The sequence below is a fragment of the Microbacterium sp. UFMG61 genome (genome assembly GCF_015354505.1).
In the GTDB taxonomy this organism is placed as follows: Bacteria; Actinomycetota; Actinomycetes; order Actinomycetales; family Microbacteriaceae; genus Microbacterium.
The window spans coordinates 1-20,066 of the sequence record NZ_JACAFP010000005.1 but is presented as its reverse complement, the minus strand read 5'-3'; the positions used below and the strand labels follow the sequence as shown (position 1 = coordinate 20,066).

General features: G+C 69.3%; 18 protein-coding genes and 1 pseudogene. 8 read left to right on the top strand and 11 right to left on the bottom strand.

Features of this window, described 5'->3' with window-relative positions; translation table 11 throughout:
• Nucleotide 1 precedes the first annotated feature (1 nt).
• The 5 genes and pseudogenes from IXW21_RS06860 to IXW21_RS06840 all read right to left on the bottom strand — a co-directional run bounded on the left by IXW21_RS06860 (nucleotide 2) and on the right by IXW21_RS06840 (nucleotide 4,191).
• Nucleotides 2–1,621 carry a PTS mannitol transporter subunit IICB gene (locus tag IXW21_RS06860; protein ID WP_194763526.1) on the bottom strand — a complete coding sequence of 540 codons (1,620 nt, stop codon included), beginning with the start codon at nucleotides 1,619–1,621 and terminating at the stop codon, nucleotides 2–4.
• Nucleotides 1,618–2,319: pseudogene (locus tag IXW21_RS06855) on the bottom strand (putative PEP-binding protein); the annotation flags it as partial. The pseudogene IXW21_RS06855 and the gene IXW21_RS06860, both read right to left, overlap by 4 nt.
• The gene (locus tag IXW21_RS06850; protein WP_228528278.1) at nucleotides 2,211–3,602 is read right to left on the bottom strand and encodes a putative PEP-binding protein; all 1,392 of its coding nucleotides are present in this window, start codon (nucleotides 3,600–3,602) and stop codon (nucleotides 2,211–2,213) included. The gene IXW21_RS06850 and the pseudogene IXW21_RS06855, both read right to left, overlap by 109 nt.
• Nucleotides 3,599–3,877, bottom strand: coding sequence for an HPr family phosphocarrier protein (locus tag IXW21_RS06845; RefSeq protein ID WP_194763525.1), 279 nt, complete (start codon nucleotides 3,875–3,877; stop codon nucleotides 3,599–3,601). Before IXW21_RS06845 ends, IXW21_RS06850 begins: the two co-directional genes overlap by 4 nt.
• Nucleotides 3,874–4,191, bottom strand: coding sequence for a PTS sugar transporter subunit IIB (locus IXW21_RS06840; protein ID WP_194763524.1), 318 nt, complete (start codon nucleotides 4,189–4,191; stop codon nucleotides 3,874–3,876). The genes IXW21_RS06845 and IXW21_RS06840 overlap by 4 nt, the downstream gene beginning before the upstream one ends.
• Before the next feature lie 164 nt (nucleotides 4,192–4,355).
• Between IXW21_RS06840 and IXW21_RS06835 the strand changes: the two genes are divergently transcribed.
• Nucleotides 4,356–6,278: a BglG family transcription antiterminator gene (locus IXW21_RS06835; RefSeq protein ID WP_194763523.1), complete on the top strand. Its 1,923-nt coding sequence runs from the start codon at nucleotides 4,356–4,358 to the stop codon at nucleotides 6,276–6,278.
• 8 nt (nucleotides 6,279–6,286) lie between these two features.
• Here IXW21_RS06835 and IXW21_RS06830 read toward each other — a convergent pair whose 3' ends face one another.
• The 3 genes from IXW21_RS06830 to IXW21_RS06820 are packed head-to-tail and all read right to left on the bottom strand — an operon-like array spanning nucleotide 6,287 to nucleotide 9,054.
• Nucleotides 6,287–6,550 carry an HPr family phosphocarrier protein gene (locus tag IXW21_RS06830; protein WP_228528277.1) on the bottom strand — a complete coding sequence of 88 codons (264 nt, stop codon included), beginning with the start codon at nucleotides 6,548–6,550 and terminating at the stop codon, nucleotides 6,287–6,289.
• A 3-nt stretch (nucleotides 6,551–6,553) separates the two neighbouring features.
• Nucleotides 6,554–8,224, bottom strand: a complete 1,671-nt coding sequence (locus tag IXW21_RS06825) for a phospho-sugar mutase (RefSeq protein WP_194763521.1) — start codon at nucleotides 8,222–8,224, stop codon at nucleotides 6,554–6,556.
• A complete protein-coding gene (locus IXW21_RS06820; RefSeq protein ID WP_194763520.1) occupies nucleotides 8,221–9,054 on the bottom strand; it encodes a purine-nucleoside phosphorylase in 834 nt (277 codons plus the stop codon). The genes IXW21_RS06825 and IXW21_RS06820 overlap by 4 nt, the downstream gene beginning before the upstream one ends.
• Nucleotides 9,055–9,102: 48 nt before the next feature.
• On the opposite strand from IXW21_RS06820, the gene IXW21_RS06815 reads away from it, so the two are divergent.
• Both IXW21_RS06815 and IXW21_RS06810 read left to right on the top strand, forming a co-directional pair.
• A complete protein-coding gene (locus tag IXW21_RS06815; RefSeq protein ID WP_194763519.1) occupies nucleotides 9,103–10,557 on the top strand; it encodes an NAD(P)H-quinone dehydrogenase in 1,455 nt (484 codons plus the stop codon).
• 37 nt (nucleotides 10,558–10,594) lie between these two features.
• Nucleotides 10,595–11,476, top strand: coding sequence for a hypothetical protein (locus IXW21_RS06810; protein WP_194763518.1), 882 nt, complete (start codon nucleotides 10,595–10,597; stop codon nucleotides 11,474–11,476).
• Nucleotides 11,477–11,530: 54 nt separating this feature from the next.
• Here IXW21_RS06810 and IXW21_RS06805 read toward each other — a convergent pair whose 3' ends face one another.
• Nucleotides 11,531–13,297 carry an acetyl/propionyl/methylcrotonyl-CoA carboxylase subunit alpha gene (locus tag IXW21_RS06805; RefSeq protein ID WP_194763517.1) on the bottom strand — a complete coding sequence of 589 codons (1,767 nt, stop codon included), beginning with the start codon at nucleotides 13,295–13,297 and terminating at the stop codon, nucleotides 11,531–11,533.
• Between the two features lie 78 nt (nucleotides 13,298–13,375).
• Nucleotides 13,376–14,014 carry a Maf family protein gene (locus tag IXW21_RS06800; protein WP_194763772.1) on the bottom strand — a complete coding sequence of 213 codons (639 nt, stop codon included), beginning with the start codon at nucleotides 14,012–14,014 and terminating at the stop codon, nucleotides 13,376–13,378.
• A 23-nt stretch (nucleotides 14,015–14,037) separates the two neighbouring features.
• On the opposite strand from IXW21_RS06800, the gene IXW21_RS06795 reads away from it, so the two are divergent.
• The 5 genes from IXW21_RS06795 to IXW21_RS06775 all read left to right on the top strand — a co-directional run bounded on the left by IXW21_RS06795 (nucleotide 14,038) and on the right by IXW21_RS06775 (nucleotide 19,737).
• Nucleotides 14,038–15,267: a class I SAM-dependent RNA methyltransferase gene (locus IXW21_RS06795; RefSeq protein WP_194763516.1), complete on the top strand. Its 1,230-nt coding sequence runs from the start codon at nucleotides 14,038–14,040 to the stop codon at nucleotides 15,265–15,267.
• Nucleotides 15,268–15,312: 45 nt separating this feature from the next.
• Nucleotides 15,313–15,975, top strand: coding sequence for a response regulator transcription factor (locus IXW21_RS06790; protein ID WP_194763515.1), 663 nt, complete (start codon nucleotides 15,313–15,315; stop codon nucleotides 15,973–15,975).
• Nucleotides 15,965–17,200 (top strand): sensor histidine kinase, encoded by a 1,236-nt coding sequence (locus tag IXW21_RS06785; RefSeq protein ID WP_194763514.1) that lies wholly within the window; start codon nucleotides 15,965–15,967, stop codon nucleotides 17,198–17,200. Before IXW21_RS06790 ends, IXW21_RS06785 begins: the two co-directional genes overlap by 11 nt.
• Nucleotides 17,197–18,201, top strand: a complete 1,005-nt coding sequence (locus IXW21_RS06780; RefSeq protein WP_194763513.1) for a hypothetical protein — start codon at nucleotides 17,197–17,199, stop codon at nucleotides 18,199–18,201. The genes IXW21_RS06785 and IXW21_RS06780 overlap by 4 nt, the downstream gene beginning before the upstream one ends.
• Nucleotides 18,202–18,519: 318 nt before the next feature.
• Complete coding sequence (locus IXW21_RS06775; RefSeq protein ID WP_194763512.1) at nucleotides 18,520–19,737, top strand: ROK family transcriptional regulator; 1,218 nt, start codon at nucleotides 18,520–18,522, stop codon at nucleotides 19,735–19,737.
• 135 nt (nucleotides 19,738–19,872) lie between these two features.
• On the opposite strand, the gene IXW21_RS06770 is transcribed toward IXW21_RS06775, so the two are convergent.
• Nucleotides 19,873–20,066 (bottom strand): acyl-CoA carboxylase subunit epsilon (locus IXW21_RS06770; RefSeq protein ID WP_194763511.1); only part of this gene is annotated, 194 nt, incomplete at its 5' end.

Here is a 20,066-nt window from a genome sequence, read left to right as displayed (position 1 = left end):
GTCAGGCGCCGGACTCGCGCTGCTCGCGCACCATCTCGACGACCTCTTCATACCTCGGAGAGTTCATGAAGTTGTCGACCGACACGTGGATCGAGTTCGGCGACTGCGCCTTCGCGCGGTCGGTCAGTTGCTGCTGTGTGATCACGAGGTCGGCGCTGCCGTCGAGGTTCGCGATCGCCTGGTTGGTGACCGTCACCCCGTCGATCTCCGCCTTCTTGAACTTGTTGCGCAGCACGCTCGCACCCATGGCCGACGAGCCCATGCCGGCGTCGCAGGCGAACACGATGTTCGCGATGCGACGGTCGGTGGCCACGCCTGCGCCGGCACCGGCAGCTGCACCGGCAGCACCCGAGGAGGCACGCAGAGCGTCCATCGCGGCGGACGACTTGCCCTTGTTCGCCTCGGTCTGTGCGATCGCGTCACCGAAGCTGTCGCGCTCGGCCTCGAGGTCGCGCTTGCGCGAGGCCCGCAGGATGATGGCCGTGATCAGGAACGTCACCGCGGCGGCGAGGACGACAGACAGGTACACGACCAGGAGGTTGCCGATGCCGCCCGCTGCAGGTGCGACGGCGGCTGCGGTGATGGCGATGATGCTGCCGGGCGCCGCGGGGAAGGCCAATCCGCCGCCGAGCACCATGTTCGTGGTGACACCGGTGGCTCCACCGGCGATCAGGGCGAGGATCGTGGCGGGCTTGCTCAGCGCGTACGGGAAGTAGATCTCGTGGATGCCACCGAAGAACTGGATGATCGCGGCACCCGGTGCAGAACCCTTCGCCTCACCGATCCCGAAGAACGAGAAGGCCAGCAGCAGGCCGATGCCGGGCCCGGGGTTCGCCTCGATCAGGAACAGGATCGACTTGCCGGCCTCCTCGACCTGCTGGAGCGCGAGGGGAGTGAACACGCCGTGGTTGATCGCGTTGTTGAGGAAGAGGACCTTCGCCGGTTCGACGATGATCGACAGCAGCGGGAGCAGGCTGTAGCTGACCAGCCAGTCGACGATCGCTCCGAGGAAGCTGCTGATCGCGAGCATCACCGGTCCGAACGCGAAGAAGCCGGCGATGGCGAGCAACATGCCGAGGATGCCCGCGGAGAAGTTGTTGACCAGCATCTCGAAGCCGGCCTTGATCTTCCCCTCCCAGAGCTTGTCCATCTTCTTCGTGATCCAGGCCGCGAGCGGACCCATGATCATCGCGCCGAGGAACATCGGGATGTTCGTGCCGACGATGACACCCATCGTCGCGATCGTCGCAACGACGCCACCGCGCTCGCCGTAGACCATGCGTCCTGCGGTGTTGGCGATGAGCAGGGGAAGGAGGTAGGTGACCATCGGACCGACGAGTCCGACGTACTGCGGGAAGGTGGTGCCGTCCTCCGCCGTCGCGAGAGCGGTCATCGCGCCCTGCCAGCCGATGAGGTCAGCGTTTCCGAAGCCGCCGAGAAGATCGGCGACCGGATGCCAGTTGCCGAACCAGCCGACTGCGATGAAGAGCATGGTGATGAATCCCCACGCGATGAACGCGGCGATGTTGGGCATGATCATGCCCGACAGGAACGTGCCGAAGCGCTGCACGCCTGTTCGGAGGCCGCCTGCCTTCGTGGCGGCGGGTGACGTCGTCGTCATGATGTCGTCTCTTTCTGGTGAGGGGGGAGGGGTGCTGCGGCGTCTGCCACAGCGAGGCGAGCACCGGCGGCGTCATCGGCCGCGAGTGCGAGTTCGGCGAAGTTACGGGCTTCGTCGAGAGTGTGCTTCGACAGGGTGTGGCGCACGTCCGCCAGCGCGGACGGCGCCATCGAGAGACTCGTCGCGCCGAGGCCGACGAGCACGAGCGCGAGCATCGGGTCGGCGGCGGCCTCACCGCAGATGCCCACCGGCTTGTCCAGGCGAGCGCCCGCGTCTCCGACCTCGCGCACGAGCCTGAGCACGGCGGGGTGCCAGGGGTCCTGGAATCCGGCGACGGAACCCAGCATGCGATCGGCGGCCATCGTGTACTGGGTGAGGTCGTTCGTGCCGATCGACGCGAAATCCGCGTGCGCGAGGATTCGGTCGGCGAGCAGCGCGCTGGACGGAATCTCGACCATGACGCCCGCCGTCTTGAGCCCGTACTCGCGGGCGAGCGAGGTGAAGTACTGCGTCTCCTCGACGGTCGCGACCATCGGCGCCATGACCCACAGGTCGGCCTCGGTGGCGGCATCCGCCTCGGCGAGAGCCGTCAGTTGCTCGCGCAGGATGTCCTCGCTCGCGCGGAGGGCACGCAGGCCACGGAGGCCCAGCGCCGGATTCTCCTCGTGAGCGTCGTTGAGGAAGGCCAGCGGCTTGTCTCGTGAGCGTCGTTGAGGAAGGCCAGCGGCAGCAGCGCGCTGGACGGAATCTCGACCATGACGCCCGCCGTCTTGAGCCCGTACTCGCGGGCGAGCGAGGTGAAGTACTGCGTCTCCTCGACGGTCGCGACCATCGGCGCCATGACCCACAGGTCGGCCTCGGTGGCGGCATCCGCCTCGGCGAGAGCCGTCAGTTGCTCGCGCAGGATGTCCTCGCTCGCGCGGAGGGCACGCAGGCCACGGAGGCCCAGCGCCGGATTCTCCTCGTGAGCGTCGTTGAGGAAGGCCAGCGGCTTGTCGGCGCCGGCGTCGAGCATGCGCACGACGACCTTCTTGCCCGGGAAAGCCGCGAGCAGCTCACGGTACGACTCGCGCTGCTGCTCGACGGTCGGCGCCTGGGCCGACGAGAGGAACAGGAACTCGGTGCGGAACAGCCCGACGCCCTCGGCCCCACGTTCGACGGCATCGGATGCGTCTGCGGGTTTCCCCAGATTCGCCAGCAGCGGGATCAGCGTGCCGTCGGCGAGGGCGCCGGGAGTCAGCGGTGCGGAATCCGCGGAACGACGGGCGGCGGCGCGCTGCTCGGCACGCTGCTTCTCGTCATCCGTCGGATCCACGGTCACGATGCCCGCCGCCGCATCGACGATCACGGGCCGACCGGTGGTCAGCTCGGATGCCGAGGCGGCGCCGACGATCGCGACGATGCCCTTCTCGCGGGCGAGGATAGCGGTGTGCGAGGTGGGGCCGCCGTCGAAGGTGACGAGCGCGAGCACCTGGTCGAGGTTCAGCAGCGCCGTGTCGGCCGGGGCGAGGTCGCGGGCCACGAGGACGAACGGATGCCCCGGGTCGGGCACGCCGGGAGCATCGACGCCTCGCAGCCGCGCGAGCACGCGCTGGGCGATGTCGTCGAGGTCTGCGGCGCGTTCGCCGAGGTAGCCGCCGACCGCCTCGAGGGTGGCGCGGAAGCCAGCGAACGCATCATGCACCGCCCACTCGGCGGTGGCGCCGTCGTCGATGCGCGCGTCGACCTCGTCCTGGAGCGTCGGGTCCTCGGCGATCATCGCCTGAGCCTCGAGCACCTCCTGCGCCGATCCGCCGGCGGTCTCGCCACGCGTGGTCAGCTCCTGGGCGACGGCGGCGATGGCCCCGCGGACGCGGGCGCGCTCGGCATCGATGCCCTGGGTGCTGGGAGTGTTCTCGGGAGCGGGCAGAGCCTCGGCCATCCGGACGACGACACCCTGGGCGACACCCAGGCCGATGCCGACCCCGCGCACGTCGCTCATGCGCTCTCCTGGTCGTGATCGGTGGTGAGCAGCTCGGTCAGGGTGTCGAGAACACCCTCGGCGCTGTCGCCGTCTGCGGTCAGGGTCACGTAGTCGCCGTACTCGATCGCGAGGGCGATCACTCCGAGGATGCTGGCCGCGTTGACCGCCTTGCCGGAGTCCTTGGCGATCGTGACGGGGATGCCGGAGTCCTTCGCGGCCTGCGCGAACAGCTTCGCGGGGCGGGCGTGCAGCCCGTGCGACGAGCCGATGCGGACGGTGCGGGAGACGGTCATGATGTTCCTTCCGGGGTGGTCGTGACGCCGACGAGGATCGAGCGCGCGAGTGCGAGGGTGCGGGAGCCGTCACGGTCCGAGAACACGTCCTCGGGGAGGACGGCCACGGGGACCTGCGCGGCAGCGCGGATGGCATCGAGACGGTCGGCCAGATGTGGGCCGACGAGGACGAGGTCGTGATCGCCGGGGGAGACGGTGTGCTCCATGCCGGCAGAGGCGTCCAAGTCGAGGCCGGCGTCTGTCGCCGCCCGCCGGAGTCGCTGCGCGACGAACGTGCTCGACGCGCCCGCGCCGCACACCACGAGGATCCTCATTGATGCCACCTTTCCTGAGAACAGTCTGGGAACTACGGCGGAAAGGTGCCAACACGTTCCTTTCCGCCCCTGCGGAACGTCGGTGTCGAGACGCAGCGCCCGGGTAGCTGACATCATGGAAGTCACGCCGGGACAGTGCGGTCGGCACGAAGCAGGGGAGGATCATGTCGCGTCAGCGCCAGGACCAGCTCCTCGCCACCCTGCTGCGTCAGGGCACCTGGGCCACCGCCGCGAGTCTCGCCGATCAGCTGGGCGTCACGCCGCGGAGCATCCGCTCGTACGTCGCGGCGCTCAACGCACGGACGGGCGACGCGGATGCCGTCGAATCGGGCCCAGCGGGCTATCGCGCCGCCGCCGGAGCACGGGATGCCCTGCGGACCAGGCAGAGCCGGGACTCGGCACCGCGAGACCGCCTGCACGCACTCGTGCGCACGCTGCTCGACGTGCCCGCCGGGATCGACGTCTTCGAGATGGCCGATCGCCTGCACGTCAGCGAGGCCACCGTCGAAGCAGACCTCTCACGGGTGCGGGGCCTGCTCGACGGCACCGAGCTGGCCCTCGAGCGTGACCGCGAGGTCGTGCGGCTGCGCGGAACCGAGGCGGCTCAGCGACGCCTGCTCTCCCGACTCGCTCACGACGAGATGGACGCCGCATCCTTCCACCCCGAGACCTTCCGTCGTGCACTCGCCGCCACCGCGGTCGGCGCCGACGCCGTCGCTCCCTTCAAGTCCGAGTTGGTGCGCGAACTCGGTGTCCTGGGCTACTACGTCAACGAGCTCGCGATCTCCGACGTCCTGCTGCACATCGCGATCGCCGCGGAGCGGGTGGCCGGGGGGCATTCGCTCGACTCGGCTCCTCCCAGCGCCCGCGAGGAGATCCCGCAGGTCGGTGCCGTGATCGCACGGCTCGCGGAGGAGCACTTCTCGGTCACGCTCGGTGAGGGCGACAGCGGGCACCTCGCCTCGCTCGTGCTGACGCGCATCGTCGCGCCCGGGCAGGATGCCACTCGCGAAGTCGCCCGCAGCGGTGTGGCGCCGGGAGTGGAAGAAGCGGTGCGCGCTGAGCTCGCGCGCGCTGCCCATGATTTCGAGGTCGACCTCGTCGACGAGACGTTCGTGCTGCGCCTCGCCCTGCACGTGCAGAATCTGCTGCGCCGCGCCGAGGAGAGAGCGCTCACCCGCAACCCGCTGACCCGCTCGCTCAAGACGTCATACCCGATGATCTTCGAGGTCGCGGTATCGATCGCGAGCGGCCTGCACGATCGGCTCGGCACTCCGATCCACGACGACGAGATCGCCTACATCGCCATGCACGTCGGCGGGCGTCTGGAGCGCAGCCGCAAGGCAGAGTCGATCCTGACCGCCACGATCGTCTGCCCGGGGTACTACGAACTGCACGAACTGCTGCGCTCGAGCGTCGACCGCTCGCTCGGCACCGCGATCGAGGTCACGAGCGTCGTCACGAAGGTCGATCCCGATTGGGCGTCCTTCGACACGGATCTCGTGCTGAGCACCATCGAGCCGGGAGCCGCGGGAGACCGGTTCGTGCGCATCCAGCCCTTCCTCACCGACGCCGACGTCGATCGCATCCAGCAGGCCGCCGCGCGTGTGCGTCGCGGCCGTCGCCTCACCCGACTGCGCGCCGAGCTCGCCCGCTACTTCGACGCGGATGCGTTCGTGCACCCGCTGCCGGATGAGGGAGAGGAGGCGATCATCCGCCGTCTCGGGGGACTCCTCGTCGATGCCGGTCTCATCGGCGAGGACTACGTCGAGAACACGATCCTGCGCGAGCGGATGTCATCGACGGCGTTCACGGACGCCCTCGCGGTGCCGCACGCGCTGCAGATGACCGCGACACGGACGGCCATCGCGATCGGCGTCGCCGACGGCTCGGCCGCCTGGGGCGAGGGACGCGTGCAGGTCGTCGCGCTCGCCGCCTTCAGCGAGAGCGATCGGGCAGCGTTCCAGACGGTGTTCGAGCAGCTCGTCGAGGTCTTCAGCGAGCGCGAGAGCGTGCAGCGCATCGTGCGTCGCGGCACCACATTCGAGGCGTTCCTCGACGAGCTCGTGGCGGTCATCGACGGCTGACCCCATCGTCAGCGCGGTGGATCCAACACGCCGGCGAGGGTGTCGAGCACCCGCTCCGCGCCCACCGAGTCCGCGGTCTCGAGCACGACGACGTCGCCGGGGGTGAGGCCGAGGTCCATGAGCGCGAGAACACTGCTCAGGTCCACGACCGCCCCGGTCGACGTCTGCAGGGTCACCGCGTGCGGGTGCGCCTGCACCACCCGCACGAGCTCAGCGACGGGACGCGCGTGCACCCCGTTGTGGGTGCTGATGATCACCTGTCGTCTCGGCATGCGTTACGAGCGCTCTTCCAGGAGGGAGCGCACGGCGGCCTCGAGCTCGCGGACGATCTCAGCGGCGCGGTCGGCCGAGTCGGCCTTGGCGTCGATGTAGACCTTCAGTTTCGGCTCGGTGCCGCTCGGTCGCACGATGATGCGGGAGCCGTCTGCCAGACGGTAGCGCAGCACGTCACCGGACGGCGCGCCCTCGCGGGCGTGCAGCAGATCTTCGGCCGAGGCGACCGAGTGGGCGTCGAATCGCGTCGGCGGCAGGGTGCGCAGCGACAGCATCACGCGCCCGATCACCGACAGATCGTCGACCCGGATCGACACCTGCCCGCTCGCGAAATGGCCGTACGTCTCGCCCAGTTCAGCGACCAGATCGCTGAGCGACGAGCCGCGCTCGTGGGCTTCGGCGGCGAGGCCGAGAACGGCGACGGCGGCCGAGATGCCGTCCTTGTCGCGCACGGTCTCGGGATTGACCAGATAGCCGAGCGCCTCCTCGAACCCGTACACGATGCCGGGGGCGCGGGAGATCCACTTGAACCCCGTGAGCGTCTCGTGGAACTCGAGTCCGTGGTGTGCGGCGATGGCACCGAGACCCGGCGACGACACGAGCGAGCACGCGAGTGAGGCGCCTTCGGTGCCTTCCGCGGCCTTCGCCGCGCGGGCGCCGAGCAGCAGCCCGACCTCGTTGCCGGTGAGTCGTCTCCATCCGCTCTCCGACGAGGCATCGGGAACGGCCACGGCGAGGCGGTCGGCATCCGGGTCGTTGGCCAGGATGAAGTCGGCCTGCACACGTCGTCCGCGCGCGAATGCCAGATCCATCGCTCCCGGTTCCTCGGGGTTGGGGAACGACACGGTGCGGAAGGTCGCGTCGGGCTTCAGCTGCTCTCCGACGACCATCGGCTGCGGGTAGCCCGCGGCGGTCACGATCTTCGACAGGGTCTCCCAGCCGACGCCGTGCATCGCCGTGTACACCCAGCGCAGGCCGGAGGCCGACTTCGGGGCCGGAGCGACGGCGGCGGTGGCCGCGATGTACGCGTCGACGACGTCCTCACCCGCGGTCTCATACGAGGTCGAGCGGGGGAGCGCCGAGATGTCGTCCGCATCGGCCACGCGCTGGATGTGAGCCGCGATCTCGGCATCCGCCGGGGCCACGATCTGCGCTCCCTGGTTCGCACCGCCGAGGTACACCTTGTAGCCGTTGTCGTTCGGCGGGTTGTGCGAGGCGGTGACCATGACTCCTGCGTCCGCGCCGAGGTGACGGACCGCGAAGGCGAGCACCGGGGTCGGCAGCAGACGAGGCAGCAGGATCGCGCGGAGTCCCGCGCCGGCGAACAGCTCCGCCGAGTCGGCGGCGAAGACGCGCGAGTTGCGACGGCCGTCGTAGCCGATGACGACCGTCGGGGTGTCGCCGGTCGAGCGCTCGCGCAGATAGGCCGCGAACCCGGCCGCGGCCTGTGCGATGAGCACGCGGTTCATGCGGTTGCTGCCGGCGCCGAGGGCACCGCGCAGGCCGGCCGTGCCGAACGCCAGACGTGTGCCGAAACGGTCGTCGAGCTCGGCGACCGCGTCGTCATCGCCGGCCGAGGCTCGGGTGATGACCGCGGCGAGCTCGTCACGCGTCTGGTGGTCGGGGTCCTGCCTCATCCAGGCGCGAGCCTGCGCGAGGCGCTCGTCACTCACAGCGCCTCGACCACTCGGGCCAGCAGCGCCGAGATCACCGGCTCCGCCTCACGGCCCGCCTCGATCACCTCTGCGTGGCTGAGCGGGGTCTTCTGGATGCCGGCGGCGAGGTTCGTGATGAGCGAGAAGCCCAGGATCTCCATGCCGGACTCACGCGCGGCGATCGCCTCGAGGGCGGTCGACATGCCGACGATGTGTCCGCCGATGTGCTTCGCCATCTGCACCTCGGCCGGCGTCTCGTAGTGCGGACCGCGGAACTGCGTGTACACGCCCTCGTCGAGAGTGGGGTCGACGGTGCGGGCGATGTCGCGCAGGCGGGTCGAATAGAGGTCCGTCAGGTCGATGAAGGTGGCACCCTCGAGCGGCGAGTCAGCGGTGAGGTTGATGTGATCGCTGATGAGCACGGGCTGTCCCGGCGTCCAGGTCTCCCTGACTCCGCCGGCCCCGTTGGTGAGGACCATGATCTTCGCCCCGGTCGCTGCCGCGGTGCGCACGGAGTGCACGACCCGACGCACGCCGTGGCCCTCGTAGTAGTGGGTGCGGGCTCCGATGACGAGCACATTCTTGCCGTCGGGGGTGCGGATGCTGCGCAAGGTGCCGACGTGACCCTCGAGCGCCGGCTTCGAGAAACCGGTGACCTCGGTGGCAGGGATCGTGGCGGTGGTCTCGCCGATGATGTCGGCGGCCTTCCCCCATCCGCTGCCGAGGGTCAGGGCGATGTCGTGCGTCTCGACTCCGGTCAGCCGCGCGATGTCTGCGGCGGCTGCGGCGGCGACCTCGAACGGGTTCGCGGTGGGATCGTCGAGGGGGTTGGTGTGTGTTTCGGACATGGATCCACTCTAGGAAGGTGCAGGCTCGGGTGCCAGGATTGCGAGAGAATGGGAACCATGTCTTCCACCCCTTTTGAGCGCACTCAGCGCGTCGCCGTGCTCGGCGGCGGTCCCGGCGGCTACGAGGCGGCACTCGCCGCGGCCCAGCTCGGAGCCGAGGTGACCCTGGTCGAGCGTGTGGGTGTCGGCGGTGCGGCGGTCCTCACCGACGTCGTGCCCTCGAAGAGCCTGATCGCGACGGCCGATGCGGCCATCGCGATCTCGGAGGCCTCTGACCTCGGTGTGCAGTTCTACGCGAAGGGCGAGCACGGCAAGCCGTTGAAGCCCGAGATCGCCATCAACCTCGCTGCGGTCAACAAGCGACTCATCGCCCTCGCCGGACAGCAGTCCGAGGACATGCGCTCCGCGCTGCTCGAGGCCGGCGTGCGCATCCTGTCCGGACACGGGCGTCTCGAGGGGCCGAACGCGATCATCGTCTCGACCGGCCACGGCGGCACGGACTTCGACCGTATCGAGGCCGACACGATCATCGTCGCGGTCGGCGCGTCGCCGCGCGAGCTGGACTCGGCGAAGCCCGACGGCAAGCGCATCCTCACCTGGACGCAGCTGTACGACATGAAGGCTCTGCCCGAGCACCTCATCGTGGTCGGATCCGGCGTGACCGGCGCCGAGTTCGCCTCGGCCTACATGAACCTCGGCGCCAAGGTCACCCTGGTCTCCAGCCGCGACCAGGTGCTTCCCGGTGAGGACCAGGATGCTGCGCGCGTGCTCGAGAAGGTCTTCAAGCGCGGCGGCATGACGGTGCTCTCCAAGGCTCGTGCCGAGAAGGTCGAGGTCACGAAGGACGGCGTGACGGCGACGCTGTCGGACGGACGCACGGTCGACGGCAGCCACTGCCTGATGGCCGTCGGATCGATCCCCAACACCGCGGGCATCGGCCTCGAGGATGCGGGGGTCGAGCTCGACGAGTCGGGGCACGTGCGCGTGAACCGCGTGGCACGCACGTCGGTCCCCAACGTCTATGCGGTGGGCGACTGCACGAACTTCTTCCCGCTCGCATCCGTGGCGTCCATGCAGGGGCGTACGGCGGTGTTCCACGCGCTCGGTGACATCGTGATCCCGCTCGAACTGATCAAGATCACCTCGAACATCTTCACCGCCCCCGAGATCGCCACGGTCGGCTACTCCGAGAAGGACGTCGAAGACGGCGTCGCCGACGGGCTCGTCTACAAGCTGCCGCTCGCCGCCAACCCGCGCGCGAAGATGATGGGCATCAAGGACGGCTTCGTGAAGCTGATCGCCCGCAAGGGCTCGGGCACCGTGATCGGCGGCGTGATCGTCGGGCCGAAGGCATCCGAACTGATCTACCCCATCGCCGTCGCTGTCGAGCGACGCCTCACGGTCGATCAGGTCTCCCGCGTCTTCGCGGCATACCCGTCGCTGTCGAGCAGCATCACCGACGCGAGTCGCGCGATGCACCTCGTCAACGCGAAGATCTCGTAGCGTCCCGCCGTCGGTCGCCGCACGGGGGGAGGGGACAGTGACCGAGACGAGCGCACCGCCATCGCTGCAGGAGTGGCCGGCGGCATGGGGTGAGCGTCGACCTCGACGCAACCGCGGCATGCTCTGGCTCGCCATCGCGCTGTTCGCGGTCGCGGGCGCCATGATCGGATTCTCGGCAGGCGCGGCCGGTCCGCTCTGGTCGGGTGCGGCGCTCGCCCTCTTCGGCCTGACGGCGTCGGCCGTGAGTGCCCGGAGGCCGTTCGGGCAGGGGCGAGCGAGGCTGATCGACACGGCGACGCTGACGCCGGGGCGAAGCTGGACGCCCGATGTCCGCGTGCACTTCGTGTCAGAGAGGCGCCCCGGCGTCGTCACCCTGCTGCTGTGCGTCGTGTGGGCGCTCGTCCTGACGGCCGCGACGATCGTGGCGATCGGGATCGGCGTGACCGGCCGTCCGGAGGCCTTCCTCGGTGTGGCGGTGCTCGCGGCATCCGCTGCGCTGTTCGTCTACACGGCCGTGCGTGCGGCGATCACCCAGTACCGAGCCGATTCGTTCGGGCGTCGACCGATCGGGGTCGGAGTCGGCCCGGACGGGGTCATCCTGATCCGCGCGGCCGAGACCCTGTACCTGCCGTGGAGCGCGATCCGCGGCGTGGAGCCGAATGTCACCGAACCTCGTCGTGGCATGGACGAGCTTCCGCTGATCCGTCTTCGCGTGGATCCTGCCCGGGTGATCGTGACGAAGGGATCGCGAGCGCCGGCCACCGTCTCCGTGGCCCCGGCGATGCTGAAGGTCCATCCGCAGGTCGTGTGGTCTGCGCTGCGGGCGTTCTTCGGCTCACCGTCGGCACGTGCCATTCTCGGCACAGCGGCGGGACAGCGGATGTTCGACGAGTGGTGCGCATCGGCACCCTCCGCCTGACACACACGAAGGCCCCCACCTCGAGGTGGGGGCCTTCGTGACTGAGAGCTGCGGTCAGCTGATCGTGAGCAGCTGGTGACCGGCCGAGACGGTGGCACCCGCACTCGCGTTGATATTGCCGATCACGCCGTCCTTGTGCGCCTGCAGCGGCTGCTCCATCTTCATCGCCTCGAGGACCACGACGAGGTCGCCCTTGACGACCTGCTGCCCGTCTTCGACGGCGACCTTGACGACGGTGGCCTGCATCGGCGACTTCACGGCGTCGCCGGACGCTCCGGCGCTGACGGAGGTCGCGTGGCTCCGACGCGACGGCGGCACGGCAGCGGGTCGTCCGACGTTTCCTGCAGCGACCGCGACGCGGTCGGGCAGGCTGACTTCGAGCCGCTTGCCGGCGACCTCGACGACCACGGTGTGGCGGTTCTCCGCGGCGGCGGGCGACTCGAGTTCGCCGTCCCACGCGGGGATGTCATTGACGAACTCGGTTTCGATCCAGCGGGTGAAGACGCCGAACTCGCCGTTCTCGGCGGTGAAGGCCGGGTCGTTCACGACCTTGCGGTGGAAGGGGATCACGGTCGGGAGTCCGGCGACCTCGAACTCGTCGAGGGCGCGGCGCGAGCGCTCGAGAGCCTCGGCTCGATCCTTGCCCGTGACGATGATCTTCGCGAGTAGCGAGTCGAACGCACCCGAGACCGAATCGCCGGCGGTGACGCCGGAGTCGAGGCGGATGCCGGGGCCGCCGAAGGTCTTGAAGACGTGGACGGGGCCGGGCTGAGGGAGGAACCCGCGACCGGGGTCTTCGCCGTTGATGCGGAACTCGATCGAGTGGCCGGTCGGCTTCGGGTCGTCGTAGTCGATGGTGCCGCCGGCGGCGATGCGGAACTGCTCACGCACCAGGTCGATGCCCGTGACCTCTTCGGAGACCGGGTGCTCGACCTGCAGACGGGTGTTCACCTCGAGGAACGACACCGTGCCGTCGGCACCGATCAGGAACTCGCAGGTCCCGGCGCCGACGTAGCCGACCTCCTTGAGGATCGCCTTCGACGCCGAATAGAGCAGGTCGTTCTGCTCGTCGGTGAGGAACGGCGCGGGCGCCTCCTCGACAAGCTTCTGGTGACGGCGCTGCAGCGAGCAGTCGCGGGTCGAGATGACCACGACGTTGCCCTCGGCATCCGCCAGGCACTGCGTCTCGACGTGGCGCGGCTTGTCGAGGTACTTCTCGACGAAGCACTCGCCGCGGCCGAAGGCGGCCACGGCCTCGCGCGTCGCGGATTCGAACAGCTCCGCGACCTCGTCGAGCTCGCGAGCGACCTTGAGGCCGCGTCCGCCGCCGCCGTACGCGGCCTTGATCGCGATCGGCAGGCCGAACTCCTTCGCGAAGGCGACGACCTCGTCGGCGCCGGCGACGGGGCCGGGAGTGCCGGGGGCGAGCGGGGCGCCCACCTTCTCGGCGACGTGACGAGCGGTGACCTTGTCGCCGAGGGCCTCGATGGCCTCGGGAGAGGGGCCGATCCAGGTCATGCCCGCGCCGATCACGGCACGGGCGAACTCGGCGTTCTCAGCGAGGAAGCCGTAGCCCGGGTGCACGGCGTCTGCGCCGGCGCGGCGGGCGATCGAGAGGATCTTCTCGATCTGCAGGTAGGTCTCGGCGCTCGTGGCTCCGCCGAGGGCGAAGGCCTCGTCGGCGAGGCGAGTGTGCAGAGCGTCGCGATCCTGGTCGGCGTACACGGCGACCGAGGCGATCCCCGAGTCACGAGCGGCACGGATGATGCGTACGGCGATCTCGCCGCGGTTGGCGATGAGCACCTTGGCGATATCAGGCATGGTTGTCAGCCTAGCGAGAAGCAGGACGATCCATTTGACGACTCTCCACAAGAAAGTAGGGGAAACGTCGACGAGACTCTACGACCAGAGGTCTGTCCACGCGACGCCGAGGTCGGAGGCCAGTCGGCGCACCGTCGACAGGGACATCCCCACGACCGTCGACGGATCGCCGTCGACGCGGGTGATGAACGCGCCGCCCAGGCTGTCGACGGTGAAGGCGCCCGCCACGTGCAGGGGTTCGCCGGACGCGACGTAGGCCGCGATCTCGGCATCCGTGATGTCGTCGGCGAAGGTGACGGATGCGTCGGCTGTCGCCATCGCCTCCTCGGGGACGGCACCGGGGGACACCCGGAAGACGGAGTGGCCGGAATGGAGGATGCCGGTGGCGCCGCGCATCTCGTGCCAACGGCGGGTCGCCTCCTCGGGCGTGTACGGCTTGCCGTAGACCCGGCCGCCGATCTCGAACATCGAGTCGCCGCCGATCACGATGCCGTCGAACTCTCCGATCGCCGCGAGCTCGTGCGCGACCGCCGCCGCCTTGGCCCTGGCGAGCAACAGCACCAGTTCGGCCGGCGGAAGGTCGGAGCCCCGCTCGGCCGCGGCAGCTGCGGCGACAGCGTCCTCGTCGACCTCGGGCGACTGCGTGAGCGGTTCGATCCCGGCCTGTCGCAGAAGCATCAATCGGGCGGGAGATGTGGAGGCGAGGCAGACGCGCATGTTCACCACCGTATCCTCGAAGGATGACTTCTTCCCCAGCCCTGCTCGATCTGGACATCACCGGCATCGCGCACGGCGGTACCTTCATCGCCCGCCATGAGGGACGAGTCGTCTTCGTCTCGGATGCGATCCCCGGGGAGCGCGTACGCGCGCGCCTGAGCGAGGACTCGACGGGGGAGTCGAAGAGCTTCTGGCGAGCCGAGACCGTCGAGGTCCTCGAGGCCTCTCCCCATCGCCGCCCGCACATCTGGTCCGAAGCGGACGTCGCGCGCGCGCCGGAGGACCGTCCAGGCGGTGCAGACCTCGGGCACATCGATCTCGAGCACCAGCGTGTGCTGAAGCGCCAGGTGCTCACGGAGGCACTCGACCGCTTCGCCGGCTCCGGGCTCGACGCTCCCGAGATCGAGGCGGTGGAATCCGGTGACGGCACCGGATGGCGCACGAGGGTCACGCTCCACGTCGACGGCGAGGGGAACGTGGGCCCCTACGCCGCCCGCAGCCACCGGGTGATCCCGGTCGGCTCGCATCCGCTCGCTCGCCCCGGGATCGAGAAGGCGGCGCTCGCACTCGCGTCCGGTGACCCCGGCAGTGTGGATCTCGTCGAACCGGGCGACGGTTCCGTGCGCGTGATCCGTCGTGACCGTCTCGACGAGCGTCCCGCGCGCGGTCAGGGTCGCCGTCCGGCGCCCGAGGTCGTCTATGAGCAGGTCGGGGATCGCCGCTTCCAGGTGGATGCCGGCGGATTCTGGCAGGTGCACTCGCGGGCTGCTTCCGTGCTCGACGGGGCGGTCTACGGCATTCTCGACGGACATGTCGACCCGGCGAAGAGACATCTCGACCTCTACGGCGGTGTGGGTCTCTTCGCCGCCTCCCTCGCCGATCTCGGCGGGACCGACATCGTCACCGTCGAATCGAGTCGGCGGGCGACCGAGCATGCCCGCCGCAACCTCGCACCGCTCGAGGTCACCGCGGTCACCGCGCGCGTCGATCGCTACCTCGCAGGAGCCTCAGCGGGTGCATCGGTCGGTGCCGTCGTGCTCGACCCTCCCCGAGCCGGCGCCGGCCGCGCGGTGGTCGACGCGCTGCACACGCTCGCCCCCGAGGCGATCGCCTACGTGGCCTGCGATCCTGTCGCCCTCGCTCGTGACCTCGGCACCTTCCGCGCACACGGATGGAAAGTGAAGACCCTGCGCGGCTTCGACCTGTTCCCGCACTCCCACCACTTCGAGGTCGTCGCGTTGCTCACACGCTGACGTCCCGTGGGCGAGCGTCGCCCGGGGCATCACTAGGCTGGAGTGATGAGCAGGGTCGCACTGATCGACGATCACGAATCCGTTCGCCTCGGTCTCGAGGCGGCATGCGCTCGCGACGGTGAACAGTCCGTCGTGTTCTCGGGCAGCACGGTCGTCTCCTACCTCGATTGGCGCGCCGCGACGTCTGCCGCGTCGGCCGATGTCGTCGTACTCGATCTGACCCTCGGTGACGGCACCACCGTCACCGAGAACGTGTCGTCGCTCGTGGCCGACGGCGCGAGCGTGGTCATCCACAGCGTCGCCGATCGCCCTGCGGCGGTGCGGGAGGCGCTCGCCGCCGGAGCGGCGGGGGTCGTGAGCAAGTCCTCGGCCCTCGACGACGTGCTCGACGCGATCCGCACGGTCGCGCAGGGTGAGGCCCTCAACAACGTCGAGTGGGCGAGCGCCGTCGACGGCGACCGCGACTTCGCGGATGCGCAGCTCTCGACCAGAGAGCGCGAGGTACTGCGCCTCTATGCGACGGGACTCCCGCTGAAAGCCGTGGCAGAGCGACTGGGAGTCGCCTACTCCACCGCCAAGGAGAACATCACCCGCATCCGCGTCAAGTACGTCGATGTGGGTCGACCCGCACCGACCAAGGTCGATCTGCTGCGCCGGGCGATGGAGGACGGCATCGTCGCCGCAGACGGGGCGCCGAGTGCCGGCTGACGCGCTCAGCATCCGCGAGGCCTGGAGCAAGATCCCTTCTCCGGGCAGCGTGGAGACGGAGTTCGAGCGCTTCACCGGCAAGCGGATGGAACGCATCCTTGCGACCGTCGTCGCGGTCGGTGCCGGCGTGCTGGGCGTGCAGGCCTTCATCGCCGCTGTCACGGCGATGTCGTGGGACGAGTCGCCCCGTATCGCGATGCTGCTCGCGGTCTACGTGCCGCTCGCAGCCATGCTCGTGGCATGCGTCATCGGTCGTGGCGTCCGCACCACCTCCGGGATCTTCGCCGTGGCCTACGTCCTCGCGCTCGGCGCCTGGCCGACCATCATGGGCATGGGTGACAGGGCGGCCTCCGAGCAGCCGTGGATCTTCTTCCTCGTCAACGTCGGCGTCGTCGCGGCCATGCTCGCCTTCCCTCTCTGGCTGCAGTTCGCCTGGGCCGTCGGCCTGCCGTTCGTCTACGGTTACGTCCGGCTGGTGGAAGGCGACTTCTCTCCGGAATTCTGGGTCACCACGGCGTTCGACGTCTCGTTCACACTGATCCTCGGCATCGTCATCATCTCCCTGGGGTGGATGTTCCGCTCCGTCGCGGCCGGTGTCGATGAAGCGCGTGCGCAGGCAGTCGCGTCGTACGCGGCTGCCGCGGCCGCGGCCGCGACGGAGGAGGAACGCGTCGCCATGTCGGCTCTGATGCACGACAGCGTCCTGGCCGCGCTCATCGCCGCGGAGAGGGCGGAGGGCGAGCGCGCGCGCGATCTGGCCGTCGGAATGGCGCGCGAGGCTCTCACGCGACTCGCGAACACCGAGGCCGCCGTCGCACAGGAGGGCAGCGACGAACCCGTCGCCGCGGCGCAGATCGTCGTCGAACTGCGCCGGGCGCTGTCCGAGCTCGGCGCCGACGCGATCGTCGAGGAGCGGGGCGGACCCGGACTCATTCCCGGCCGAGTGGCGCGGGCACTCGTCCTCGCCGCTCGCCAGGCCCTCGGCAATGCAGTCACACATGCGCACGGTCGCGGGCTGCACATCGTCGCGGAAGGACGCGGTGACGAGGGCATCACCGTGACGATCTCCGACTCGGGGCCGGGGTTCGACCTCGCTGCGATCGGACCCGACCGGCTCGGCATCCGCGCGTCGATCCTCGCCCGCATGGCTGGTGTCGCCGGCACGGCCGAGATCGAGTCGAGCGCGTCCGGGACCGTGGTATCGCTCGGGTGGGTGCGCCCGTGAACCGGACGGTGCGCAGTGTCGCCACCTCACTCGCCGTCGGCTTCGCGATGTACTTCGCGGCTCGTGGCATCTGGTGGATCGATCAGCCGACGGGCCCGCTGCTCATGGTGGCGGCGATCGGCCTCTACCTCGTGGTCGTGAACATCGCGATCCTCTGGGATTCCGCGATCGTCGTGCGGATGCCCATGTGGGCGGCGGTCGCCGCACTCGCCGCTGCGGCGATCATCCCGGCACTCGTGACCTTCTCGCTCGACCCGCTGACGCTGCGCGCACCGTTCGCGACCTGGTACATCGGCGCCATCGGGGTGCTCGGCGTGGTCTGCATCGTCCGGAGGCGGTTCGTCATCGGATGGGCGATCGTCGTCATCCTGATCGCCGAGTCATCGGTCTTCCTCGGGTTCACCGATGCGCTGGCCCTCGGGCTCGTCGGGTCTGCCATGTGGGCAGCCGTCGCGCACCTCCTGGTCATGTTCTGGGATCGCGCCGTGCGCGACACGGAGCGGCTGGCGGGAATCCAGCAGGCGGTCTCCGCCTGGCACGCCACGCAGCAGGTGCGTCAGCGGGAACGTCGGATCCGTACTCAGTTCGCGCTCGCGGTGGCGGGTCCGGTGCTCAGCCGAGCGGTCGCGACGCACGGCGCACTCGATGCCGAGGAGCGACTGGAGGCCCGACTGGCCGAAGGGCGACTGCGCGATGAGCTCCGCGGCGCGGATCTGCTGAACGACGCGGTGCGCGATGCGATCGCGGATGCTCGACGCCGGGGTGCGGTCGTGACGGTGTTCGACGAGGGAGGACTCTCCGACGTCGAGGACGCTCGTCGGGAGGAGATCCGTGACGAGCTCGCCGCCGTTCTGCGCAGCGCCGAGGCGGAGCGATGGATCATCCGGGCCGCGAGCGATCCGCTGACCGCCGTCACCGTCGTGGGCCGGGCGGGATCCGGCGGCACGAGCGACGACGATGCCGTGGATGTCTGGCACGAGATCCCACGCCGCACCGCCTGAGGCATCTCCCGGCGAAGACCCCCTCTGCCCTCGGCTCCGATCGGGGGAGGAAATCGGAGTCGAGGTCAGTCAGAATGGGCGAGGGGCGGCGATATCGCCAGCCCCTCGCCATGCGGAACAGTTACCCGAAAACCGTCCGCCTGTGGCCGATCTGCGTCTGTCTACCCTGGGACCGAGAGACCAGCCGAACGCGAAGCGTCCCCATCAGTCTCGGACATGGTCAACACGTTTGTCTGTAGGTATTTTGGGGGACAAGATCGCCCCCGCGATACGAGATGATGAGGCATGGGCATGCGCCGCGGAACCAACCTTCCCCGAATGGGTGACTTCAACCAGTCGGTCATCCTCGAGGCCATCCGACGGTCGGTCGAGGGACTCAGCCGGATCGAACTGGTCGAGGCGACAGGCCTCTCGGCGCAGACCGTGACGAACATCACGCGGCGGCTCCTGGACGACGGGCTGATCGCCGAGGCCGGTCGCACCATCAACGGCCCGGGCAAGCCACGCATCACCCTGCGACTGGTCGCGGGGAGTCGGTTCTCGGTCGGCGTGCATCTCGACCCCGCCGTCATCACCGTCGTGCTGCTCGACATCGCCGGCGCAGTCGTGCGTCGACGCGTCGTGCGGGCGGGAGACAGGGATCCTCGAGCGGTGGTCGAGACCATGGCCGGTGCGATCGACGACCTCATCTCGGACGCGGGGATCGATCGCTCACGAGTCGCCGGAATCGGCGTTGCAGCGCCGGGGCCGTTGGACGCGGCTGTCGGGACGGTCATCGATCCTCCGAAGCTCAACGGGTGGCACCGCGTGCCGCTTCGTGCGGTCCTGGCCGAAGCGACGGGCCTTCCGGTCGTCGTGGAGAAGGACACCACTTCTGCCGCGGTGGGAGAGGTGTGGACGGGGAACGGCGCAGCCGACGGATCCTTCCTGTTCGTGTACCTCGGCACCGGTGTCGGCGCGTCACTCGTTCGGGAGGGAGACGCGATCCGCGGGAGCTCACACAACTTCGGCGAGGTCGGGCACATCGTGGTGGATCCGGACGGGCCGTCGTGCGCCTGTGGCTCTCGAGGGTGCGTCGAGGTCGTGTGCACCCCTCAGGCCATCGTCGAGCAGGCCGAGGCGGCGGGGGTCTTCGACGGCGACCGTCAGATCGATGGTGTGCATGCCGTCGAGGAGCGCTTCACGATGCTGTGCGAACGTGCTGCGGCGGGTGATGCCCCGGCCACGGCTGTGCTCGAACGCGCTGCCGGTTCGCTCGCCGTGCTGATCGCCGTGCTCACGAACATGCTCGACGTCGATCGAGTCGTGCTGGGGGGACCGTTCTGGGACCGTGTGTCCGCGATCTACCTCCGCGAGCTGCCCGGGGAACTGCACCGGCGCAGTGCGACCCGTGATGTGCGGGAGATCCCGGTGACGGGCACGATCGTCGGTGATGACGTGGGGGCGGTCGGCGCTGCGTGCGTGGTGCTGGATCAGATCCTGACGCCGCGCGCATCCGATCTGTACCTGCGGGAGGCGACGGCACTCCGTCCGTAGTTCCGGTATATCGGCGCAGAGACCGGAATAGTAATTCCAATCGATGTACTATTGAGTCGGATGCGCCGTTTTGGGGTGATGCGAGTCTGTCTCTCTCGCATCCATGGCGAAGAATGCCTGCGGGCGCGGTCGTCTTCAGCCGGAGAATCGGCCCCAGGGGATGTCTCGGCGCAGCGGAGTCCGCAGAGACCGCTGTGTGCGCATCCAGGCGGATGCCACAGGCTCGTCGGCGACGGCCTCCGCGCCCTCCTGCGCGTAGGCATCGCTGACGACGGCGATCAGAGCAGCGAGTAGGCATCGCTGACGACGGCGATCAGAGCAGCGAGTTC

Bases quoted from the DNA above. Each gene is read 5' to 3' on its own strand.
- IXW21_RS06845 (WP_194763525.1), bottom strand. From the start codon at position 3,877: ATGACCGTCTCCCGCACCGTCCGCATCGGCTCGTCGCACGGGCTGCAC.
- IXW21_RS06815 (WP_194763519.1), top strand. From the start codon at position 9,103: ATGGGAACCATGTCTTCCACCCCTTTTGAGCGCACTCAGCGCGTCGCC.
- IXW21_RS06860 (WP_194763526.1), bottom strand. From the start codon at position 1,621: ATGACGACGACGTCACCCGCCGCCACGAAGGCAGGCGGCCTCCGAACA.
- IXW21_RS06850 (WP_228528278.1), bottom strand. From the start codon at position 3,602: ATGAGCGACGTGCGCGGGGTCGGCATCGGCCTGGGTGTCGCCCAGGGT.
- IXW21_RS06775 (WP_194763512.1), top strand. From the start codon at position 18,520: ATGGGTGACTTCAACCAGTCGGTCATCCTCGAGGCCATCCGACGGTCG.
- IXW21_RS06790 (WP_194763515.1), top strand. From the start codon at position 15,313: ATGAGCAGGGTCGCACTGATCGACGATCACGAATCCGTTCGCCTCGGT.
- IXW21_RS06835 (WP_194763523.1), top strand. From the start codon at position 4,356: ATGTCGCGTCAGCGCCAGGACCAGCTCCTCGCCACCCTGCTGCGTCAG.
- IXW21_RS06795 (WP_194763516.1), top strand. From the start codon at position 14,038: ATGACTTCTTCCCCAGCCCTGCTCGATCTGGACATCACCGGCATCGCG.
- IXW21_RS06800 (WP_194763772.1), bottom strand. From the start codon at position 14,014: ATGCGCGTCTGCCTCGCCTCCACATCTCCCGCCCGATTGATGCTTCTG.
- IXW21_RS06830 (WP_228528277.1), bottom strand. From the start codon at position 6,550: ATGCCGAGACGACAGGTGATCATCAGCACCCACAACGGGGTGCACGCG.
- IXW21_RS06820 (WP_194763520.1), bottom strand. From the start codon at position 9,054: ATGTCCGAAACACACACCAACCCCCTCGACGATCCCACCGCGAACCCG.
- IXW21_RS06840 (WP_194763524.1), bottom strand. From the start codon at position 4,191: ATGAGGATCCTCGTGGTGTGCGGCGCGGGCGCGTCGAGCACGTTCGTC.
- IXW21_RS06805 (WP_194763517.1), bottom strand. From the start codon at position 13,297: ATGCCTGATATCGCCAAGGTGCTCATCGCCAACCGCGGCGAGATCGCC.